The following is a 20,206-nucleotide window of genomic DNA, read 5'->3' as shown; positions in this document are numbered from 1 at the left end:
AGATCATCTGTAAAATCTTGCTGTACACATAACTTGCTATAATTTAAATATGGCTCTTTGTTTTTTAAGGCATTCGGATTTAATGCACTATAATTTAATTCGGAAAAATCTAGATCAGTATCTTGCTGATTATTTGAGTTAAGAATGTTGAAATTTTGATCAACCGTAATGAACGCTATTTCATTTTTTTTAGTGAAAAAGTCTCGTAAATATAAGTCACTATTTCCAAATATTAAATTTAAGTTCCGATCTACAATTTGAAATGACGGACTTTCAGGCTTGATATGAAAATCATAATGGTAGTTTTGCTGGAAGTTTCCTTCAGCATCTACTGCAATTAAAATATTACCGACACCATCCAATCCCTGCCATTGATGTTGCTGGGCTTCTTTTGTATAAAAATCTAAAGTTTGAATATCATTAATTTTTTGACTTAGCTGTTGTGACTTTTCATCCGTATACTGATTCGCTAAATCTTTTTCACTTAGACCTAAGTCTTTCCATTTTTCCACCCCAGCAACATAACGAAAAACTTTACGTGTATCCCAAGCTTTCGCCAAAAAGCCTATTTTTATTGGTGTATATGCTCTGAGTTCAGCTTCTGTATCAAATGTTTGATCATATTCTTTACCATCTATTACACGTTGATCTACGTAAGTTTTATCGGCTTTTGGAGCCAAACCATTTGAAAGTTCTAATTTAGAAGCTTTTTCATTCTGTAGTAAAATTTCAGCCTTATTCGCTCTATTTTGCTCTATTGATATTAATAATTTAGAGAGTTCATCACCTGAAATTCGTGCAAGGATTTCTGACGGTAAACCATTAATTTGTCCTTCAACAAGCGAGCCCATTAGTTCTTGTAGTCGCTTATCAGAAACTTGATTTCGTACATTAAGCTCTTGCATAACAAGCCATAACGTATCTAAATCAATATTTAATGTTTCAGGACGAAGTGAGTTATCAAATGTTCTAAATGTTGACCGTCTTTCAATCGGTGTATTGCGCCAAATTTTAATAATTGAATCTTGAAATGGTGGATACTTGAACTTCACTTCATTATCAATAAAACCCCAATCTTCGGCATCGGTATCCAGATCATTCACAGTGACAATTAAATGGTCTTTACCCTTACAAGCAAAAGGAAGTACAAAATTTGTAGTTGTTCCATTTGCTTTATATTCAATGTATGGCGTTTGCTCATGAACAGCCATATTTACCCCCTAATCAAAGTCTAGAGTGGCTTCAACAACACCACCGCTTGTTCTCCAATTAGGCGACTCATTAACTTCATTTTGTCTGTGTATTTTCCCGACTCGCTCAGGTGAATCTGTAATAGCTCCTGCTAAAGAATCAAGATCATCATCGGGTTGATCTGTAATTGCTGGATTAAACATTCGCATATTTTTATATTGTCTTGAGCTATTTTCACCTTCTTCTGGTGTATCAATTACTGATGTATGAACCCATAAAAGTCCCGACAATAATGGTCCTTCAATCGCTTCTAGTATTCGCTTATTTTTAGCACCGACACTAGGAAGTGCTTTAACGCCACAACGAATACGACGAGCCTTTAACGCACCTTTTAGTGATGCAGGTGCAAACTCTCCTATACCGTTCTTCTCAATAGTTACACTTGGAATATTAAATTGTTCTATCAAGTCGCATAGCTGCCAAACTTGACCTCCTGTAATATTCCCATATGCATCATGAGTCACAACATCACCAGTCAATGCAACCGATCTATGCCAATACTTCACCCCAAAATCGTCATGCAGAACTATAGCCACTGATGAAATATCTGATTTAAGTTTTCCAGATGATGGGTCCCATCTCATTGTAATTCCTACAATCTGACGTTCACCGAGCATCATGATAAACCGACCATTTGCACGTTTTAAGATTGGTTCATCGGTGTAAGGAATCATCTTGTCAGGATCAAGACGCACATCACCAACAGGCTTAGCATGCATCTGATATTGAGAATCCCACTCATTTAAAGTTCGACATTCTCTACGGCGTTCTTCCATGACTTGAGGTGTAAATCTTTCTGGCCATAAAGCTTCACCATACAAGTCGATCAAGTAGTGTTTTTCTTTTAATACAATTTTAAATGTATTGCCTATTTTAAAGACTGCATAATCTTCATCACGTTTTAATAATTTAGCTGAATGACTGATACCACTAAAAATATAAACAGGGTCAAAATCGCTTAAGCATTCACTTACATTTTCAAGGCGTTTTTCTAACTCGAACATTTTAAGAATCATGCACTTTGCCCCTTTCTTCTTTACTTCTGTATAAAGTGAATCGTGTGTATGTGGCGTACCTACAAATAACTTTTGTCCACCTGGTATAAGAATGTGTGTTTGTTCTGAAATTCGATAACGTAATTTTTCACGTGCTTCAGGTGTGCCAATATTGGCTGGCATTTCAATATCATCATTTTGAATTTCATGAGCACGTGCACCAGTGACGTTTGATAAAATCCCACGTGCATGTAGTGAACCATGGCGAACATCATCCGATCCATTCACCCACCATTTTTGAAGTTCACCACGTGCTTTGTGTACGCCCATAATTTGGCAAAGTGGATGCTTTTCTATTACTTGTTGAGTACCACGACTACATTTTGAAGCATCGGTATCTGTTGCGCCTTGATGCAATATCATGTGTTGGCAATTTCGAAACAACTTCCATGCATTATAAATATCAAGCATGGTTGATTTACCATGACCACGAGGCATCATAAGCAAACCAAGTGCCCCATAATCTTCTAAAAAATCACAGACATCTAAATGGAAATCAGGAACATCCCACCCCATTGTTTCCGCATAGATTAAGAAGAACGCAGCAAAGCTGACTTTAATCATTAACTTGGTCGCTGTTTACGTTCTTCTAGTTTCTTAGCAACACTTTCAAGCAAAGCTGCTGCCTGTGCTTCTGGTGAGATTTTCCGATCATTAGGATCACCCACGGATAACTCATCATCATTTAAAATTCGCTTGAGCTTTTCCATGCATGTGAGAGCTTCTTTCGCGCCTTTATAAAGCCAAACCTTATCCCCTCGACCTTCTTTCTCAAAAAGGTTCTGTCCATAAGCTTCCGTCATTAAATCGACTGTATCCGTAGCAGCCATTTCAAGACAAAGTTTTAATTTCTCTTTGGTTTCAGGCTTTAAGTGACCTGCCTTAGTTTTTTCAGTCATAAAAAATCCCCTGTATATTGTCTATATATACAGGGGATGGAATTGTGGTTTTTTGGGTGAATCAATCAGTATCTATCACGATTAGTTAGATTCGATACTATTACGAGCATTACAAATACAATAAACGGCCATAAGTATAAACATAAAGCAGGAACTAACTCCCACCCCCATCCCTGTGTTGCCCCCATAACTCCTAAAATTGTTCCAACAATGGGAATGCCTCCGAGTAGCAATGCTATAATTACTGCGACAAATCCATTCCAATCTAGAACATCACCAAAATAAGTATAAACCCCTAAGAATTGCGTTATTGCTAAAGCCCAATATGCTATAAATCCTATTATTCTCATCATTCTATTACCTTTTCAAAATCAGGAGCATCTACATGCTCAAAGCCTGAACCCCAGTGAAAATCACCAAGCCACTGCGTACGCCCAAATTGACGCTCTGCTTTTCTTTGTAATTTTTCACGATAACCAGGAGCAATAATATCCTGTATCTCATTAAATATTAAGCGGTTCGTTGCTGCTTTCGTGTACCAAAGGTTTTGTCCCGGTATTTTATTTTTCACAAATTTAAAAGCTTCATTTCCTGCATTCGTTTCAATGCCATTAGCTGCTTGAGTTGCGTTACCAATTGTCAGTGCAAGTACTGTTGTGAAATCAGAACCTAAAGGCCCTGCAACAAAATCCCCAGCATCTCGCCCACTTGGATCCATACCAGCAACTAGAATATCACCTAAAACTGGTAAACCTCCTCCAGCTGCAAAAGCACGTTTAAAAAAGTCTACTGTCTTTTTCGGGTCTTCACTATCCCACATGGTTGATGGATCGTTGCCGTTTGCCAATTCTTTAAGCTGTACAACCAAACCACCTAATAGTGTTGTCATAGCAATCAAAGAAGCTGCATATTTTGCTTTCCCTTGCAATGTCGGCTGACTCATTGCACGACTACCATGTCGCATAAGAAATGATGCAGAGAATGATTTGAATTGAAGCATAGATTTAACAATCTCCCCCATCCCACTACCTTTACTTTGTCCTGCACTCATCCATGTTCTTTCCCTCAACCCTGCTTCAAGTACTGCCATGCCTTGCTCATCCAGTAAATGAGCTTGAAACTGTGAAGCAATTTCATCTTTAATTTTTTGTGCTAATAGCTTTTTTTCACCATCAATGCTTTTAAAAAGAGTATTTGACACATGGTCTCGTCGAGCTTGTCTTTCAGAAACTCTCGTTTGATATTCTAAAAACTCAACATCAATATCACGTACTTTTTTATCTAATTCCTTGAACTTTTCTGATATTGATTTGTTTGCTGTACTATCAGTATTGCGCATTTTTGCACGCAACTCAGTTATCCTTCGCTCTGCATTACCAAGTCTATAACCTAAGTCCTCACCACTTTTATAATTCTTTCTTGCATTACGTGAGATTGACGAATCTATTTTTTTATCAGTTTTTCCTTTGATTCTTGTTTGTACAACTGCTTTACGAATTTCAAAATCAGTCTCGATTTGCTCTTTTTTTACAGATATTAATTCTTTCAAATCATTTAAAGTATCAACTTCTTTTTGAGCTATAACATCTCTACGTGAAGCATATCTATTTAGTCGATCAGATAATCTATCTTCGTATTTTGCCAATTTCTCTTTTGAGAGTTTTACTTTCCCTTTTAGTAACTCATTAAACTCGACAAACTTTCCCTGAATATCTTTTTCAAAAGTTTTAATTTTGTCATTCAGTTTTGTGGTTTTCAATAAAACTTTGTTATCTAACTCTTCAAGCGTTCGGCCTAATTTCTTTGCTTTTTCTGTCAGGTTGTCAATTGTTTTGCCTTGTGTAATACCATCAATAAACCCTTTTAATTCATCCTGATTTTCAAGAGCTTTAATATAAGCATTCATATCTGCTTGAGCTGCTACCGCTTCTTTTTGAGCTTCAATTAAATCGATACGATTTTGTAAAGCCTGCTTTTCTGTTTGAGCATTGGTATCTTTTTTATTTGCATAATCTAAAAGACGTTTTGATAGCTGTCGTTTAATATCATCAGTTTTTTGCATTTTATTTATTATTCGCTGATCATCTAAAACATTACGATTATCTAATTCCTTTATTTGACCATCAATATTATCAACTAGTGCTTTGACATCGCTATCCATTGCAGCAAGCAGTTTTTCATTTGGAATTTCATAAATAGAACGTGCTGACATTAGTTGATTGCCTTTGCGATCTACCACTGGATCAGCTAAACGCATTACTTCCCAAGCACGTTCACTCAATCCTGTTTTAGACATCATCTCACGATCAATATCTTTTAAATCTGACCATGATTTATCACGGCTTAAACGTCCGTACTTCTCCATAAGTAATTTGGTAAAGCCAACTTTTGATGCTGCAGTTAATGCATTTAGACCTGATACGCGCATTACTTGAGTTGCAATTGCATTAGATGCCTTAGCCAGTTTTTGAGATTTACCATGTACTGAGGTCAACCCATCATCTGACCAACGATTAATAGAACCTAGCATTTCTTCTGTCGCTAAACCTAAGCTATGTGCAAACTCACGATCTTCTTTATTTTTTGGATTGAGTTGAGACATTTGCTCACCAAATACTTTACGCCATGCAATGCCATGAATATTTGCAGTTTTTTTAATCATTGCTTGATCTGTAACACTTGATAATGTTGTCCCCCCAAGCATTGCACCAACATTCATTGAGCGATACGCTATACCCAAATTAGCAAGCACTTCTGATTGTGGTGAATTTTCCCCCATTATTTCATCAAACATTGTTTGAGCACGTTTTAATGTTTTCTTTGTTTTTGCATGATCAAAACCTTTTTCAGCATCTTTCTTCCGTGCTGCATCCATTAAAATACGCATTGCACCTTTTGGGTTACTTCCTAATTTTTCTACCAATGCAATGTCTTTAGACAGGCCATTAATATGAGATTCAACCAGATCAGTAAAAGGCATCCCTCCAAATTCAGATTGATATTCCATCCATGCATCAGCATCTTTAAAATGAAGTACACGACTTTCAGAATGTCGACTAGTAACTTTTGAACCACCGCCATATGACTGACGACCAATTTCAGTCTTATTTGCACCATTAGTGGTAATCGAATCGTATGAATATTCCAGTAAATCTCGTATTTCTTTTTGAGAATAATATGAACCATCTTCATGTACATATTGTTTTGTATCAATAAGCTGTTCAGCTTTACTTACCCAAGCTTCTTTGCCTACCTTAATTATTTTTTCTAAGCTATGTGTTTGCGGTAACCCCCAATTATCTAGCTTGCCAATATCACCACCTGAACGATTAAAGCGTTCTCGCATGTTTTCAAATACATTACCTAATTTATCTGAAATGCTTTTAGCAACTGAATCACCTGTATTTACACCGAATCTTTCTCTAATAATTTTTTGAACTAAATCTTTATCTGTGAATATACCCATACCACCTTTAATATTTGCATAGAATTTGGTTAATTCACCATGTTGTATACTCGCTATACTTTTTGCCCAAGTATCAATTGATTGAATGCCTGACATATCACCATGTGCTGCAATCATACGATCTACTTTTTCGGCAGCACTTAAATTTATTGATGTGTCATCTAAAACAGCAAAACCTTTAGACTGCGTAAGAATATCTTGAGCAGCAATTTTATGTTTTCGCTTTAACTGCGCTTGAATGTCCTGGGCAACAAATTCGCTTGCCTGAATTAATTTTTCAGATTCAGATAAATTATGCCAAGCTTGACGATCTTTTTTGGCTAATGCCTTTTTAGCATCAATTACACGCTGATCAATCTTTTGTGCTTCTTGTTGGTTTAATGAAGCTTTACCAAGTGCTTTTGCAACTGCTGCTTTACATTGTTCTTTCATAAAAAATGCTCAGATAATTTTTGTTATCTGAGCATGGTTTTTATTTAGGTTTGTTGGGTATCTAAAAATAGCTAGATATATATGTAATATTTTGCCAATAGTTACAAAACAGTAAATACAATAAAAACATAATCTTATATATTCTTAAAAGTTTGGCCAAACGTGGTAATAAAAATGGCCAAAGTAATATTTTGCCTATCATCCAAACTGTAAAGCACAATTAATAGCGGTTTGAGTCGCTAGAGTATCTTCTTGTGCTTGTTTTGCTTCCGCTTCCAATTCATCTAATCGTTCACGTAATGTCATTGTGATTTCTTCAATTTCACCATCTGGACGAATACGACTAACTGAAATTTCTTGATCAGGTTTTTGCATAATCAAATCTAATGCTGCTAATTCTTCTGGACTATCACCAAATAATGAACCTTGTCGCGGATCACCCATCGCATCGATCCGATCTATTTCACTTTGAATCTGGTCTGAAATTGCCTTAGCACTACGTTTATTCGTATCAAATACGTTTAAAAATGCTTTTGCACCATCACTTAAACCGTCATCGAGGAGCTGACCTTGATGTAAATAATCCTGAACAGTTAGATCATTTGATTTTAAATCACTCAGCTTTTGAGCTGCTTGAGCTAAATCTTTTGCAATCGTATTTTGATGCCGTCCACCTTGTCGAACTAATGCACCAAGTTGTGACAATTGCGGAGCCATACGAAGCAAAGCATTTAAAACCGTTTTACTGTGATCATCTAAATTTTCAGCCAATCTTGTTACAAGACTAGAATCATCATAAGCTTGATGTGCAATTGCTGATTCAATACGTCTTTTACCATCTTGAGATAAACGACCATCTGCAGTAATTACATTTGCACGTTCTGATTGTGAAAGTTGATTCACAAAGCCACGTACAAAATCCATAGAACCATCAAGGTTCATTGATCCATCATTATTAATTTTAAGTAATGATGCATCAGGTAAACGATCTACATCTGTTTTAGCTCTCTCAGTTGCGCTGAATTGAGCTACATCTGCTTCATTTGCTAATCTAGTGAATTGCACACGATCTGTATCGGTTAAACGTGTACGCACTAAAACAGGCTTATTAATGCCTGAAATATCCCAACCTTTTTCACGTGCATAATCTTCTATATGTTTGCGATAATTTTCACCATTCCCACTTTCATAAGCCTTTGTGATTGCTAAAGTTCGACCATTACCCGATTCAACAACATTATCCATACCAATAATAGGCGCACCGTCTTGAAGTTTATGAGATTCCATTAACCACTCAGGACGTAAATCATTTGCAATATTTTCAATTTGTTGGCGAGAAGCTTCACGTGTTCGATCGCGTGGTTGTAATTCTCCTGGATAATTTAGATTGACCCCATATGCCGTATCATTTGAAGCGATCAATTCATCCAATGATTTCACTTCATAAGCAACGTCATAACTAGAACCATCTAAAGCGTGCACGGTGGAAATGTTGTCATTTCCGTAACGAGTACTTAATAGATTCCATTTAGAACGCCATTTATCAATCGCTTGACCAACTGTTAAACCTTTCATGCCGTTGTTATTAACTATCGCACTGGCATTTTTAGAATCATATTTTTGAACAATATCTATTAACTTTGCATTTGGATCAGCTTTTAAAACATGGCTTGCACCGCCTGCACCAAGTAAGTGACCTAAATATTGCTCATGTGCTACAGGTTCACGACCTAAACTTTTACGCATAAAAGCATTCGCATTTTTAATATGCTTTAAGCCTTGCTTGATCTGTTCATCAATACTATTACGATCTCCACCGCCTTGACCTTTCCACGTTTTATCTACAATCTGAAATAAACCATGTGCCGATGATGTTGAATTTTGTGCTGTATGATTGAATTTTCCACCTGTTTCTAAGTGAGAAATTGTCAAAGCTACTGATGGGCTTATACCTTCTTGTTGTGCTTTACGTGCGATTGTTTTTGCATTTGTTGGCAAGGGCATTGTTTCATAATCAACGGTTCTTTGTTTTTCTTCACCTTTCACTGAATGCATCACATTAACTGGACGACCAGTTTTAATACTCTCGATTGCACTATCTAAGCTTTTAAGATGATTATTTTCTTGAGCTGCATTAGCTGGCTTTACTGGTGCAATACGATCTAACTCAGCTTCATTTAATGCTAGTGCCCCATTAATTGCATCTGCATGAACTTCTGGATCAATATTTTCTTTTACACGTAAGTCAGCTTTCTTTTTCTCGGATCGCACTTGAGCATAACGTGCAGCACCAAATAATAAGACATTTAAAGCAACTTCTGTTGTTAAAGACTCGGCTGTAATTTCGTATTTCTTTGCTTGTTTTTCATAATCATTCGCTTTAAGTATTTCACCACTAACTATCTGACCACCAACGGATAAGCCAGTCGCTCCACCAATAGATAAAGCTGCATCCTTTGCAATGCCACCCGTACCTTTTAAACCATAAGAAATAGGTAATCCAGCACTTACCCCTGCAACGACACCATCGACTGCAGAAACGCCTAAAGCTGTATTTTCATCTACGCCTTTATGTACTAATTCTTCATAACTGTAATTCGTTTCAGATAGTCCAGTGGTAGCAATTGCACCCATAGGACCACCAGCCAAACCACCTATTGTTGCACGTGCTGCAAAGTCAGAAACGCCAAAAAGTAGATTACCAACGAAACCAGTATTTTTAGTATCTTGGTATGCATCAATCACATGTACTAGTGTATCTCTACGCTCTTTATTCTTTTCCTCATGAAATTGAGAGAATGACTTTTCTCGTACATCTAATGCACCATCAAGACCGCCATTACGCACATCATCAATAGAATATTGTAGATGGTCAGCAATACGTTCAAATGGTTTTTTTATCGTGTCACCAACCTTTGCAATACCAGCTAAAGCACCGCGTGAAACTGCAGTATCTACACCATCAAATAGTCCTGGTTCATTCTTCTTACTTACGTGTTTTGGTAAGCCTTTATTTTGACGCTCATTAAAACTTTGCTGTTCTTCGTCTGATATTTCAGATAACCAAGTAGACATTATTTAGATACTCCTGGTAAGAAAATACGCCATTGCACATCCTTAATAACCAAAGGATTTCCACGTTCATTAATTAAGTCATATTGAAGTTCACCGTTTTTAGTCTTTACTGGCGAACGCTGCAGTCTAAATTCTTTTAATTCATTGACTGTTAAGCCTGTTTGCTTTGCTAACTGTGGGTATCCTTTGTCAAGATAAGCATCAAACTTTTCATCTTTCCATCCATAAGGTTTAGATATTTTCCAGTCACTCACCTTGTCGCCTGTATAGACTCGTTGCTTTCCACTTTGTGTATATACACCACCAGTTGCAAAACTTAATGCTGTTTCCAAAACATCCGATTTAGGATCTTCATCTGTTGTTTTATGCTGAATAGATCGCTCGTTTAATGTATCTGCATAGACAGCTTTAAATGTTTGATACAGTGCATTTGCATCTGTACCAGTTATTGTGTTTCCTAGATACTCATTAAATTTAGCCTTTAAAATATTTTCCTTTGGCATAATTAATTGCTTGTTTTTAAGCAACTGTGTACCGTTAACAATTGATGTAGATAACTCACGGCCATGATCAGACTTAAACCCTAATTGCTTTGCTAATCCTGCAGCAACATAATTTTGATTTCCATCACCGAGTTGATTAAGAATAGCCCCCCAAATTTGACGACCATCTTTCATGCCTTTTGACTGCTGAATCAATCCGCCGATAAACTCTAGTTTTTGATCTACATTCTTTTCATCAAAAGCTTTTTTGACCTCTGGTAATTCTTCTGCAGATATTGGCATTAATTTCAAATTGGCATCTTTTAAGGCTAATTGACTTGAGCCATTATCAATTGCATTTTTTATAAAGTCAGACGGATTAACCTTTAAATCTAAAGCCGTTAATGAGTGAACTTCTAGCCCTGCTTCTTTGACTGCCTGGTTTGGATTGGCTTTAATATTGGCTAGCTTTTCTTTGTATAGCGACTCATACACACCTAGCACTTTTTTTTCATTCACAGCGTCAGACGTAGCATTATTCTTGCTGTTAGCCTTTTCTTGATTAATTCTTTTTTGCATTTCAGCCGTAGATAATCGACCAAAAGATTGAAAATTAGCTGAATGTTTATCATAGAAAGTAAACTCAGCTTCATGTTCAGTACCTTTAACTGCATCACGAATATTATTTCTATACTCATCCTCAAGCATACGACCAGTTAATACTTGTGATTTAAACTCATTAAATACTTTGCCAGCATCTTGAATCCGTTTATTTTCCTCAACTTTAAGTTTAGTGTTGATTGCATCAATTCTGCTTAATGCTTGATTCTTTTTCTGACGTACAACCGAACCATCCAAATGAGCATATTTACCTGAATCAAGATCAGAAATTAACGTATTTAAATCTTGTATTTCTTTGCCATTAACTGCCACAGCAATACGATCATCTACTTCTAAAATATCGCGTGTCGTCTCATATTTATTTATTCGTTCAAGCTTTTCTGCTTCCGACATTTGCGCTGTATCTAAATAAGGTTGTATATATTCACGACCTCGAGCACGATCATAACGAGTCGCAATATCTGTTGCTCTATCAACTAAAGCTATCGACTTTTGAGCATCAGCACGAAGCTGTAAGGGTAATAAACTGGTCATTTGTTGATTAACATGACCATCCCAATACTGTTTTAATTGTGGTCGTACATGCAATGGTAGATCATTTTCTATTTCTTTATACTTGGCAGATGACCAAGTTCTTAAAGCTTCATCACCTTCCTGAGCATTATATTCACCATTTGAAACGTCATTTTTAACAAGTGTAAGTTGCTCACTCATATCACGTGTAAGTACTTCATCAAGCTTGATCTTAGCTTCTTGCTCAGCCAATTGATTGTGGTAAAGCTCTAATCGTTTTGCTGATGCTTCTGTTTCTCGTTGTACTTCATCTTTTTGCTGTACTGCTTGACCAACATTTTGAGCAATACCATTTAAAGCACCTGAAAGGTCTTGACGTTGTGGCATTTGGATACGCTCAACTTGTGGTAGAGCATTACCAAAACTACCCATCGGAATTTTAGCCATTACTTCCATCCTCCAAGCGATCCATACATTGATGCACCAGAACTAGCTGAACCAATTGCACCACCGATTAAAGCCGTTTGAGCATTTTTGCGATGTACACTCGCCTCACCTTTGAGACGTTGTGAACTGTTATGACCAGTTATTTCAGCAATATTCGCATCATATAAACCGTCTTTTTCAATCTGATCATTGATAATTACCGCAGTCCCTTCGTTTATATCTAAACCGTTTTCCGCTGCAGCTGCTTTTGCTGCAGATTGTGCTTTTGTTTTATCTCTGCGAATGCGCTCAGCTTCTAATCGCCCTTGTGCTGCTACAGCTTTCGCATCTGCTTCCGCTTGTTTAGATTGATACTTACTATTTTCATGACTTGTATAACCTTGATATGCGGCACCTACTGCCGCCACTGCTGCAACGCCAACTGCTACCCATGACATAGTGCAATCTCCTGAATTGATTCTAAAAATTTAATTTCTTCCGCTTCAGGCACAATGACCTGTTGTTCAATTTTTTCTAAATCTGTTTCAATTGTGGGATGCACTGTCATCCATGAAGTATCTTCATGAAAATAGCCGATTCGTTTTGTTCCAGGCATAGATTTAATTACGCAAGGTGCTTGTAAAAACTCAATGCCGTTTTCTGTTGCAATCGTTAATGAACCTTTCAATAAAACATTCATGTGCTCAGTACGATGCATTTTACTGACAACTAAAGTCCCTGCTTTTGCATCCATCTGACGCATATAAACACCTGGTGCAAAATGATGTTGTACTGGCACATCAATCAGTTCTGCATGTTCTTTAATATTTTGCTGTAAGCTTTGCACAGCACTGATATAAGACTGTTTTCGAATATCACCCAAGATCAGCGTTAAGAGTTCTTTATTTTCAGGTGTAATGATCTCATTCATGCTTTAGCTCCATATCAAATACAACACCATATTCACGGAAGCCGAAACGCTCATATAACCGCAAACAACCTTTTGTATTAATTTTTGTCGTTGTACCGCACTGAATGCGATTTGCTTTCATAAGCTTTGACCAACGAATGAAGGCTTCTAGTAATAAAAATGGAGCACGACTAGAACGAAATTTAGGATCAACATAAAAGACTTGTTCAAATGCAATCAGTTCATCGTTAAACCAATCTTTTGAAGTTAGGCATACAATGCCACCAACAACTTTACTTTGACGCTCTGCAAGAACTACAGCACCGCTACCGTTGATAACTGCCTGTAAGTTCTTGGTTAATGATTCTTCGCTTAATTCACGATTGGAATAATTTGGAGCTTCTAAAATAAATTGCCGAGCTATCTGAATGATAGCTGGCACATCTCCAAGCGTTGCTACTCTCACTTGCATATCATTTCTCGTTTATTGACATCTGCATCGTGATAGCTTGCAAGTGAAACGGTAGCGGTTTGTTGTGTGTTATCAATAACGGTATTTGGTGCAAATCAGTCCATGAACCACCCTCATGTAAGTGATACCCTGTGTACGGCGGTTTAGGACCTAAAACATTATCCGAGAACGTAAATACTTCAATTAGCTCACCGTTAATTTCAGGTGCAATAGTTTTATTAAAAAAGAATGCTGTACGATCTACTTTTGCTTTATGTAGAAATGACGATAAAGGTGCTTCACTTAACTCAGGTGGGAATAGCTCAACAATACATTCAATGTTTTGCCCTAAACTTTTCACACCTTCTTCGTTTACATCAACCTGATAAACAGAATCCCCTGAACGCTGATAAGCAACAACATCATCCAAATATCTAGGTATTGCTATATTGGTTCCAGTAATTTGACAATCGACCAAAGCATCAAATGAAAATTCTTCTAAGCAAACAACACCTTTTCGATTAATTAAGATGAATGTGCGATCAGATCCAAGCTGAGTTGGCATAGAGCTAACACTTAAAACGCTTCCACCGAAACTATGTTGAGCCCATGCAATGACTTCTTGATCACGATTGAATGTAATACTCGCCATGGTCCCATCACCCAACACACACCACACTAGGCTTTCAGGCTGTTGCTGATATGAAATTTGATTAATTCCTTTGTGTTGCTCACCAATATGTACCGCAAGCGAACTAATCTCTGGTGATACTAAGCCGTCTACTTCATAACGATACGTCAATGCACGTAAACGCTCACCGCCACGTTGTACGAATAAAAGTTCATTACCAACTCGTTCAGGTCGTGTGACAGGATATGAACCATATGCTGAATGCTCATTGATATTTACTGTTGTCGGTGAAAGTACTCCGTCAGAATCAACCATGAACTCACCGCTCGACGTTAAGCAAATTACGCCACGTTGCGATTCTAAAAATAAAATACTGTTGGATAATCCTGAAGCAGAAACAATACTGAATGCATCACTATCATCTGTTGTTTCTAAAAAGTTGCCATTGTCACCAACCGCGCTAAACCAAATCTTATTTGGCGCTTTTTTTGTATTCGCAATAACAAGGCGTTGTTTAAAGAAAGTACAGCACTTGGGGTAACCATTTGATGCATTAAATGCAGGGGGAATAATTGACCATGATCGTTCTATAGCATTGATGTCTGATTCTAGTTTTTTAACAATTTCACCGCTTACACTATTGGCATTATTATATTTTGTGATCTTAATTAGACCGCCATTCACATCAATATAGTTTCCAATATCTGCAGGTGTAAACACGGATGTAATATCATTATTGGTTACAACCCACTCAATTGAAGTATTAGGAATTTTCCCTACATTATCATCTACAGCCTGATAAAGAATTCTAGAGAAAACAACAACGTCCCCTTTAAAGTAAGTTTGCGTATCTACCCATTCAGTAACAGCATCAAGCGTAAATGAAATAAATGCCCCTAAATTTGCACCGCTAGGCTTCCCCTTTCTAAATGGATAACGTGCATTTTCTGAATCAGTAGGCGCATAGGTATAAATAAACTCGCTGATTTGCCAGTTTGTAAAATCTTCACTACATCTTAAACGCTGAATTGGCACCTCATTATGTGTTAAAAAAAGGTTAAATCGATATTGAACGAATTGAATATCTTGTATTTGTCGTTCTGTATACGGCGTTGTTAAGCTTGCAACAACTGACTTAGTACGTGGATTAAATACATCAATTCCATTCGCCTTTAAAATCAACATGTATGAATTATTAGAATTCACAATAAAAGGAATGATACGGACTGAGCCAGTTTGTTCTTTTATAAAAATTGTTCCTGGTCTTTTTCTTACCCCACCTTCAACCAACGGTATAACATTCTTTAAAACCTTTGCACCGTTTGAATATTGCTGAATATCTGTGCGTGTATAAAGCATAGGTGATAGTTCGCCAGCACTAAAATTATTCTTCATGATGTACTGTTTCATTAGTAACGTACCTCAATCAGTGACGGAGAATAACTATCTGATAAGTTTTGGCTAGGTCGTTCTTGTGCATTCACTGCACGTGCTTGTTTCAGCATGTTTTGTAGCTTTTGCCATGCACTATCTGCTTCTGCATTACTGCCAGTAATCGCTTTTGCAATTTTATTGACTAGATACAACACCATGCAGTCATGAAATAATGAGTCCCAAGTTTCTTCATTTTTATTATCAGACACATAAATAAGATTAATTAAATTTGTGTTTGCAAGGATATAACGATCTTCAATTTCATATTCGAGAACACTTGTATCAATTACACGTATGAAATCTTTAGGCAATGGAAACGCATTCCCATATCCAAACAATGGCCGTGATGTTGTTGGCGCAAGCTGTGCACGTTTTTTAGCAAATGACCATGGGTGCATCCGTAATAGTGCCTTACGTGTCGAATCGTAAACAGATGCACAACGGCGTGCGTTGTCTGTGTTTTGCTCAAATGATTGTATTGAACCAGCACCAATCACATTCAGTGCTTCATTACAGATTGTGATATTTGTAGACATAAAAAAGCCCTCAAGTTTTATTTATCTTGAAGGCTTTGGTATGTAGGTTTGTTGGGTGTTAAGCGTTATAAAGCTTCTCTTTCAGTAAGTACCCTTCGAGTTGCCAAATTTTATTTCGTGCATTTTCGTACGCAATTTTCTGACCGATAATTTTGTCGAAATTCTCAGGACTTGCACACGCTGATTCACCCGTAACAGTGAAACCATTTTCAAGAGTTAAAATACAGATTGTTAAACAAGGTGTACTTTTATCTGCAGTTGAAAAATAATCTTCGTTTGCAAAAGCTGGGGAAACATCACCTGTTAAATAGCGGATTGCATGAATTTTTGAATCAATATAATCAGGCGTTAAGCGTGGTGCATTTAAGCCTTTATCTTGGATTTCTTTTTCGATTTGCTGTTCTGTATTACTCATTCTATTTACCTTTAATTGTTTAATATGAAAAACCCCACATCTGTTGAGATGTAGGGAATTAATTATTTAGGAATATAGTCAATAGCAACTACTTTGATTTCATTTGCTCGCCCTGCTGCCATAGAGTGAACGCCACCAACTTGTTTAATGTTTTTCTTATCCGGACGAACTGAAATACCAAAGTCAGTGATATTGGCATCACCATAATGCACCGCAGATTTACAGTACATTGGCGCACGCTTTGAATCTGCTGTTGCACCATTAGCAACCTTTTCATAAGCAACCCAAGTCACACCAAGCCATTTAGTCCCTACAGCACCATCCTGTAACATTTGAATTTTCATAAAATCGGCATTGGTAAGCGTTGGATCGTTTAGAAACTCGCTCATCATATCGGCTGTATAAATCTGAAATAGCTCTTCACCGTTTTGCTCATCACATTCATTTTTACGGAAAAGTGATTTTGCTTTGATAATTTGCTGTTTAAGTGTGCCAAGTGTAGGGGCAATAATTTGTGAAGTAGGCAAAACAACATTAGTTGTTGAAGCTGTACCAGCATCATTTACTGTTTTACGAGCAATAGAACCAATTAAGGCTTGATAGATCACATCATCAACTTTGCGATTATGAGCATTATGAAGCAACTTCATATATTTATCGTCAGGATGTGCTTTGAGTTTTGGTTCGTCTCGCTTTTCAATCGGCAAGAATAAATCAAAATCATTCATCGTTACGGAACGAACACCAGCATCAGGAATTGTCCAGGGCGTGTCACCAAAACGAGCGCCAGAGGGCTTCATTTCAACTTGTCCCATATCGTTAATCGTAAATGCTTCACCTTGAATACGGCCACGATTTGTTACTGTACCCAAGAGACGAGATACATTCTGTTGACAAGCAATTTCATAGCTATCATGGAATTGCTGTACAAATGCTGCAGTTATTTTATTTTCATTTGCAATTGGCATCTTTTACCCCTTATTTTGCTTTTCGTAAAACTTCTGAACTTGAGCGTAAACACGTTGATGATCAGGATGACTACTGTTCAAGTACGCTTCCGATTGAAGTAATGATCGAACATCATCAACACCGCTTTGTTGTGTGTTTGACAGTGGTGTATCTTCTTGAAGTTGTGCACCGAAATAAGCAGCCATTTTTAAGACAAGTGGATTATTTCCAAACTCAGGACTATTCACTTCTTCTGCAGTTAAAATTCCATTGTTAATTGCATTGTTTGCTGCAGCTTGAGCAAATTTAAAATTAGTATCAGCTTCACCGCCCCAAACTTGATTCATTTCAGTAATACAAGCTTCGGTATCTAAAGCGACATTTGCACCAACAACATTTTGAATAATGTCGTTATATTCTTTGAGCGCAAAATTTAAAGTTTTATTATCTAAGCCTGCTTCTTTCGCACGTTCTAAAAAGGCTTGGTTTTCAGGAATCGCTTTAAATTCATCATAATTAAAGCCTTCAACGTCAACTTTATAGTCATCAATTGAGCTAATAACCTCAGGTTGATTTTCACCGCCTTGTTCTTGATTGTTCTGATCTAATTGCTGATCCTGTCCACCACCAAGTAAGCTTTGATTACCTCCGTCATTATTTTGATTTTCAGCATCACTTCGATCATTGTTTTCTAAAAAATCACTCATCTATGTCACCTTGATAATTTGGGTCGTTTGCTTTGTTGATTTGATTAAAAATAAAACTGACTACACTGGCTTGACCTGCTCTGAAACATGACTCACGTTCAGCATCTTGACCGCCACGTACATACGTTGATTTGTTTGCGAAAGTAAGTTGAAGATGATCCAGTACACGCTGACCATTCATGTCTAAATCAAATACATTTCGATAGGTTTCAGGGCTTGCACGTTTCATTGCTCTATTACGTACAAAATTGCCTTGTTCCTGGTCAGGTTCTTCGGTTTGAATTGGCGTAGTTTCTTGAGTTGGTTCAACTGCTTTAATCACTGTAATGCTCCTGTTGCGACTTGCTGACCAATGCCTTTAGCTGCTTCTTGCCCTACGGTTTGCATCATTTGCTGTTGTTGCTGTGCTTCCTCTTGTTGCTTTTGAGCTTCTTGTCTTTGTGTACGTATTGCTTCAACTTCTTCTTTAGTCCGCATAATTGACTGTGGTACACCTCGCCCTGTGCCTGTAACTGCTGCTACGGCATCAAAGTCGATGTTGTCTAATATTTCAGGTTCAACCTCAGCCATACCACCAAGCGAAGCAACGTATTGTTCTGTTGCTGTGACTTCTTCCATGCGCTGACTACGTGCCATAGGTGACACAAATTTAAAAGATAGGTTTCGACCTTGAAGGTCTTCAGGAGGATTACCCAAAGCACCAGCACGTAAAGCCAATCCAAAGCAACGGTCTAAAATGCTTTGTAGATATTCAGTCTGTAAACGGCCATACATTGGACCAAGCATCTGACGAATCATTTCTACACGGGTATGAATCTCTGTAGCTGTCATTTGCTGTGTACCGACTGGCGGTAATTGGTCAGCCATTAACTTACGGCGAACCCCACCTTGAAGCATGTTCATTAAATACTCTGCAACTTGAATGTTAGTGCCCGTATCTAAACGCTTCATTGAATCAACACTATTTGCTGAAATGATTTTTCTAGGGCCTATACGAACAGTACTCGGATTTAATACGCCGTCATCTTCACCGATCCACATACCACCTAAGGCTAAATCTGTTGAATGAAGCATGTTCTTCATCAAATCATTTAATGTTTTAGCATCAGGTAAAGCGATAGACATTTGACCATTGCCATACACTGAATTAGGAATACGTCTTAAACGAGGAACTGAACAAGGGAACTCGTTATAGCCCGACTCCTTCATCGTATGCTTGTTATTAAAATCGATATGGTATGACGCAAAAGGCATATCTTTATTGATCTGCCCTGCACCTTTTGATTTACGCGGTTGAATAACGTGTAAAAGCTTTATCTTGTCATCAGGATTGCTTTCTAATCTTTGAAGCACACTAATATGACAACTGTTTTCACCGTAAGTATTTACGACTGCATCAATTGTCATTTCATGTTCACGATAGATTGTGTCAATAACCCCATTTGCACGTGATGAAGCAACATAACAATTACCAGGATGCCATGACTCAAAGACATAACCGCCCCCAGCTTCACGATCAATATCGGTATAAAGCACACCCCATCCAGCCGTCACAATATCTGTGACTGTTTCAAAGCTTTCTGAATCGAAATTAGCAGCATGAATATTGCGCCACATGAATTGGCACACATCTTCAAGCCACCGTTCACCCTCAGTCAGTACAGATAAATCATCTATACCGTCAGGTTGAGCCTTAAACCAAATTGCATTCGATGGTGTAACGCCGTTCATAATCATTGAAACAAGTACTTGAACTGAATCCGATGCTGTTGAATCGAATAGATCTGCACGTTCTTTTTGTCTTTGACCTTGATTTGACTCTGTAGAGTTAAAGTTTTGTTGACGCTCAGGCGCACCAAAGCGATAACATTCACCCCAATGTGCTTCATGTACTGAACGTGCGATCTTCATTTGACCAAAACGAGTACAGATTTTCTGAGCATCTATAGTCATA

Annotated in this window: 16 protein-coding genes; all 16 read right to left on the bottom strand. The window is 37.5% G+C overall.

The features are described from left to right. On the bottom strand, positions 1-1,211 hold a 1,211-nt coding region (locus B9T31_RS16090; RefSeq protein WP_416202548.1), incomplete at its 3' end, for a phage tail fiber protein. Between the two features lie 9 nt (positions 1,212-1,220). Continuing rightward, on the bottom strand, positions 1,221-2,870 hold the full coding sequence (terL, locus tag B9T31_RS16085) for a phage terminase large subunit (protein WP_086182944.1): 1,650 nt from the start codon (positions 2,868-2,870) through the stop codon (positions 1,221-1,223). After that, on the bottom strand, positions 2,870-3,205 hold the full coding sequence (locus B9T31_RS16080; RefSeq protein ID WP_086182943.1) for a hypothetical protein: 336 nt from the start codon (positions 3,203-3,205) through the stop codon (positions 2,870-2,872). Before B9T31_RS16080 ends, terL begins: the two co-directional genes overlap by 1 nt. A gap of 349 nt (positions 3,206-3,554) precedes the next feature. Continuing rightward, positions 3,555-7,103: a hypothetical protein gene (locus B9T31_RS16070; RefSeq protein WP_086182942.1), complete on the bottom strand. Its 3,549-nt coding sequence runs from the start codon at positions 7,101-7,103 to the stop codon at positions 3,555-3,557. 198 nt (positions 7,104-7,301) lie between these two features. Next, positions 7,302-10,178: a transglycosylase gene (locus B9T31_RS16065; RefSeq protein WP_086182941.1), complete on the bottom strand. Its 2,877-nt coding sequence runs from the start codon at positions 10,176-10,178 to the stop codon at positions 7,302-7,304. After that, complete coding sequence (locus B9T31_RS16060) at positions 10,178-12,241, bottom strand: methyl-coenzyme M reductase (RefSeq protein WP_171264785.1); 2,064 nt, start codon at positions 12,239-12,241, stop codon at positions 10,178-10,180. Before B9T31_RS16060 ends, B9T31_RS16065 begins: the two co-directional genes overlap by 1 nt. Further along, positions 12,241-12,678 carry a hypothetical protein gene (locus tag B9T31_RS16055; RefSeq protein ID WP_086182940.1) on the bottom strand — a complete coding sequence of 146 codons (438 nt, stop codon included), beginning with the start codon at positions 12,676-12,678 and terminating at the stop codon, positions 12,241-12,243. Before B9T31_RS16055 ends, B9T31_RS16060 begins: the two co-directional genes overlap by 1 nt. After that, positions 12,666-13,151: a hypothetical protein gene (locus tag B9T31_RS16050; RefSeq protein WP_086182939.1), complete on the bottom strand. Its 486-nt coding sequence runs from the start codon at positions 13,149-13,151 to the stop codon at positions 12,666-12,668. The genes B9T31_RS16055 and B9T31_RS16050 overlap by 13 nt, the downstream gene beginning before the upstream one ends. Further along, positions 13,144-13,602, bottom strand: a complete 459-nt coding sequence (locus B9T31_RS16045) for a GNAT family N-acetyltransferase (RefSeq protein ID WP_086182938.1) — start codon at positions 13,600-13,602, stop codon at positions 13,144-13,146. The genes B9T31_RS16050 and B9T31_RS16045 overlap by 8 nt, the downstream gene beginning before the upstream one ends. A 1-nt stretch (position 13,603) precedes the next feature. Beyond that, on the bottom strand, positions 13,604-15,622 hold the full coding sequence (locus B9T31_RS16040) for a carbohydrate-binding protein (protein ID WP_086182937.1): 2,019 nt from the start codon (positions 15,620-15,622) through the stop codon (positions 13,604-13,606). Continuing rightward, the gene (locus B9T31_RS16035; protein WP_086182936.1) at positions 15,622-16,182 is read right to left on the bottom strand and encodes a hypothetical protein; all 561 of its coding nucleotides are present in this window, start codon (positions 16,180-16,182) and stop codon (positions 15,622-15,624) included. Before B9T31_RS16035 ends, B9T31_RS16040 begins: the two co-directional genes overlap by 1 nt. 58 nt (positions 16,183-16,240) lie before the next feature. Beyond that, positions 16,241-16,597 (bottom strand): Gp49 family protein, encoded by a 357-nt coding sequence (locus B9T31_RS16030; protein WP_086182935.1) that lies wholly within the window; start codon positions 16,595-16,597, stop codon positions 16,241-16,243. Positions 16,598-16,659: 62 nt separating this feature from the next. Then, positions 16,660-17,559, bottom strand: a complete 900-nt coding sequence (locus B9T31_RS16025) for a phage capsid protein (RefSeq protein WP_086182949.1) — start codon at positions 17,557-17,559, stop codon at positions 16,660-16,662. Positions 17,560-17,568: 9 nt separating this feature from the next. After that, positions 17,569-18,252 (bottom strand): hypothetical protein, encoded by a 684-nt coding sequence (locus B9T31_RS16020; RefSeq protein ID WP_086182934.1) that lies wholly within the window; start codon positions 18,250-18,252, stop codon positions 17,569-17,571. Then, positions 18,245-18,574 (bottom strand): hypothetical protein, encoded by a 330-nt coding sequence (locus B9T31_RS16015; RefSeq protein WP_086182933.1) that lies wholly within the window; start codon positions 18,572-18,574, stop codon positions 18,245-18,247. The genes B9T31_RS16020 and B9T31_RS16015 overlap by 8 nt, the downstream gene beginning before the upstream one ends. Continuing rightward, positions 18,571-20,205 (bottom strand): portal protein, encoded by a 1,635-nt coding sequence (locus B9T31_RS16010; RefSeq protein WP_086182932.1) that lies wholly within the window; start codon positions 20,203-20,205, stop codon positions 18,571-18,573. The genes B9T31_RS16015 and B9T31_RS16010 overlap by 4 nt, the downstream gene beginning before the upstream one ends. Between the last annotated feature and the right edge of the window lies 1 nt (position 20,206).

This window comes from Acinetobacter sp. ANC 4558, from assembly GCF_002135375.1.
In the GTDB taxonomy this organism is placed as follows: domain Bacteria; phylum Pseudomonadota; class Gammaproteobacteria; order Pseudomonadales; family Moraxellaceae; genus Acinetobacter.
The sequence above is the reverse complement of the archived record's forward strand: the minus strand, read 5'-3'. Positions and strand labels throughout refer to the sequence as shown.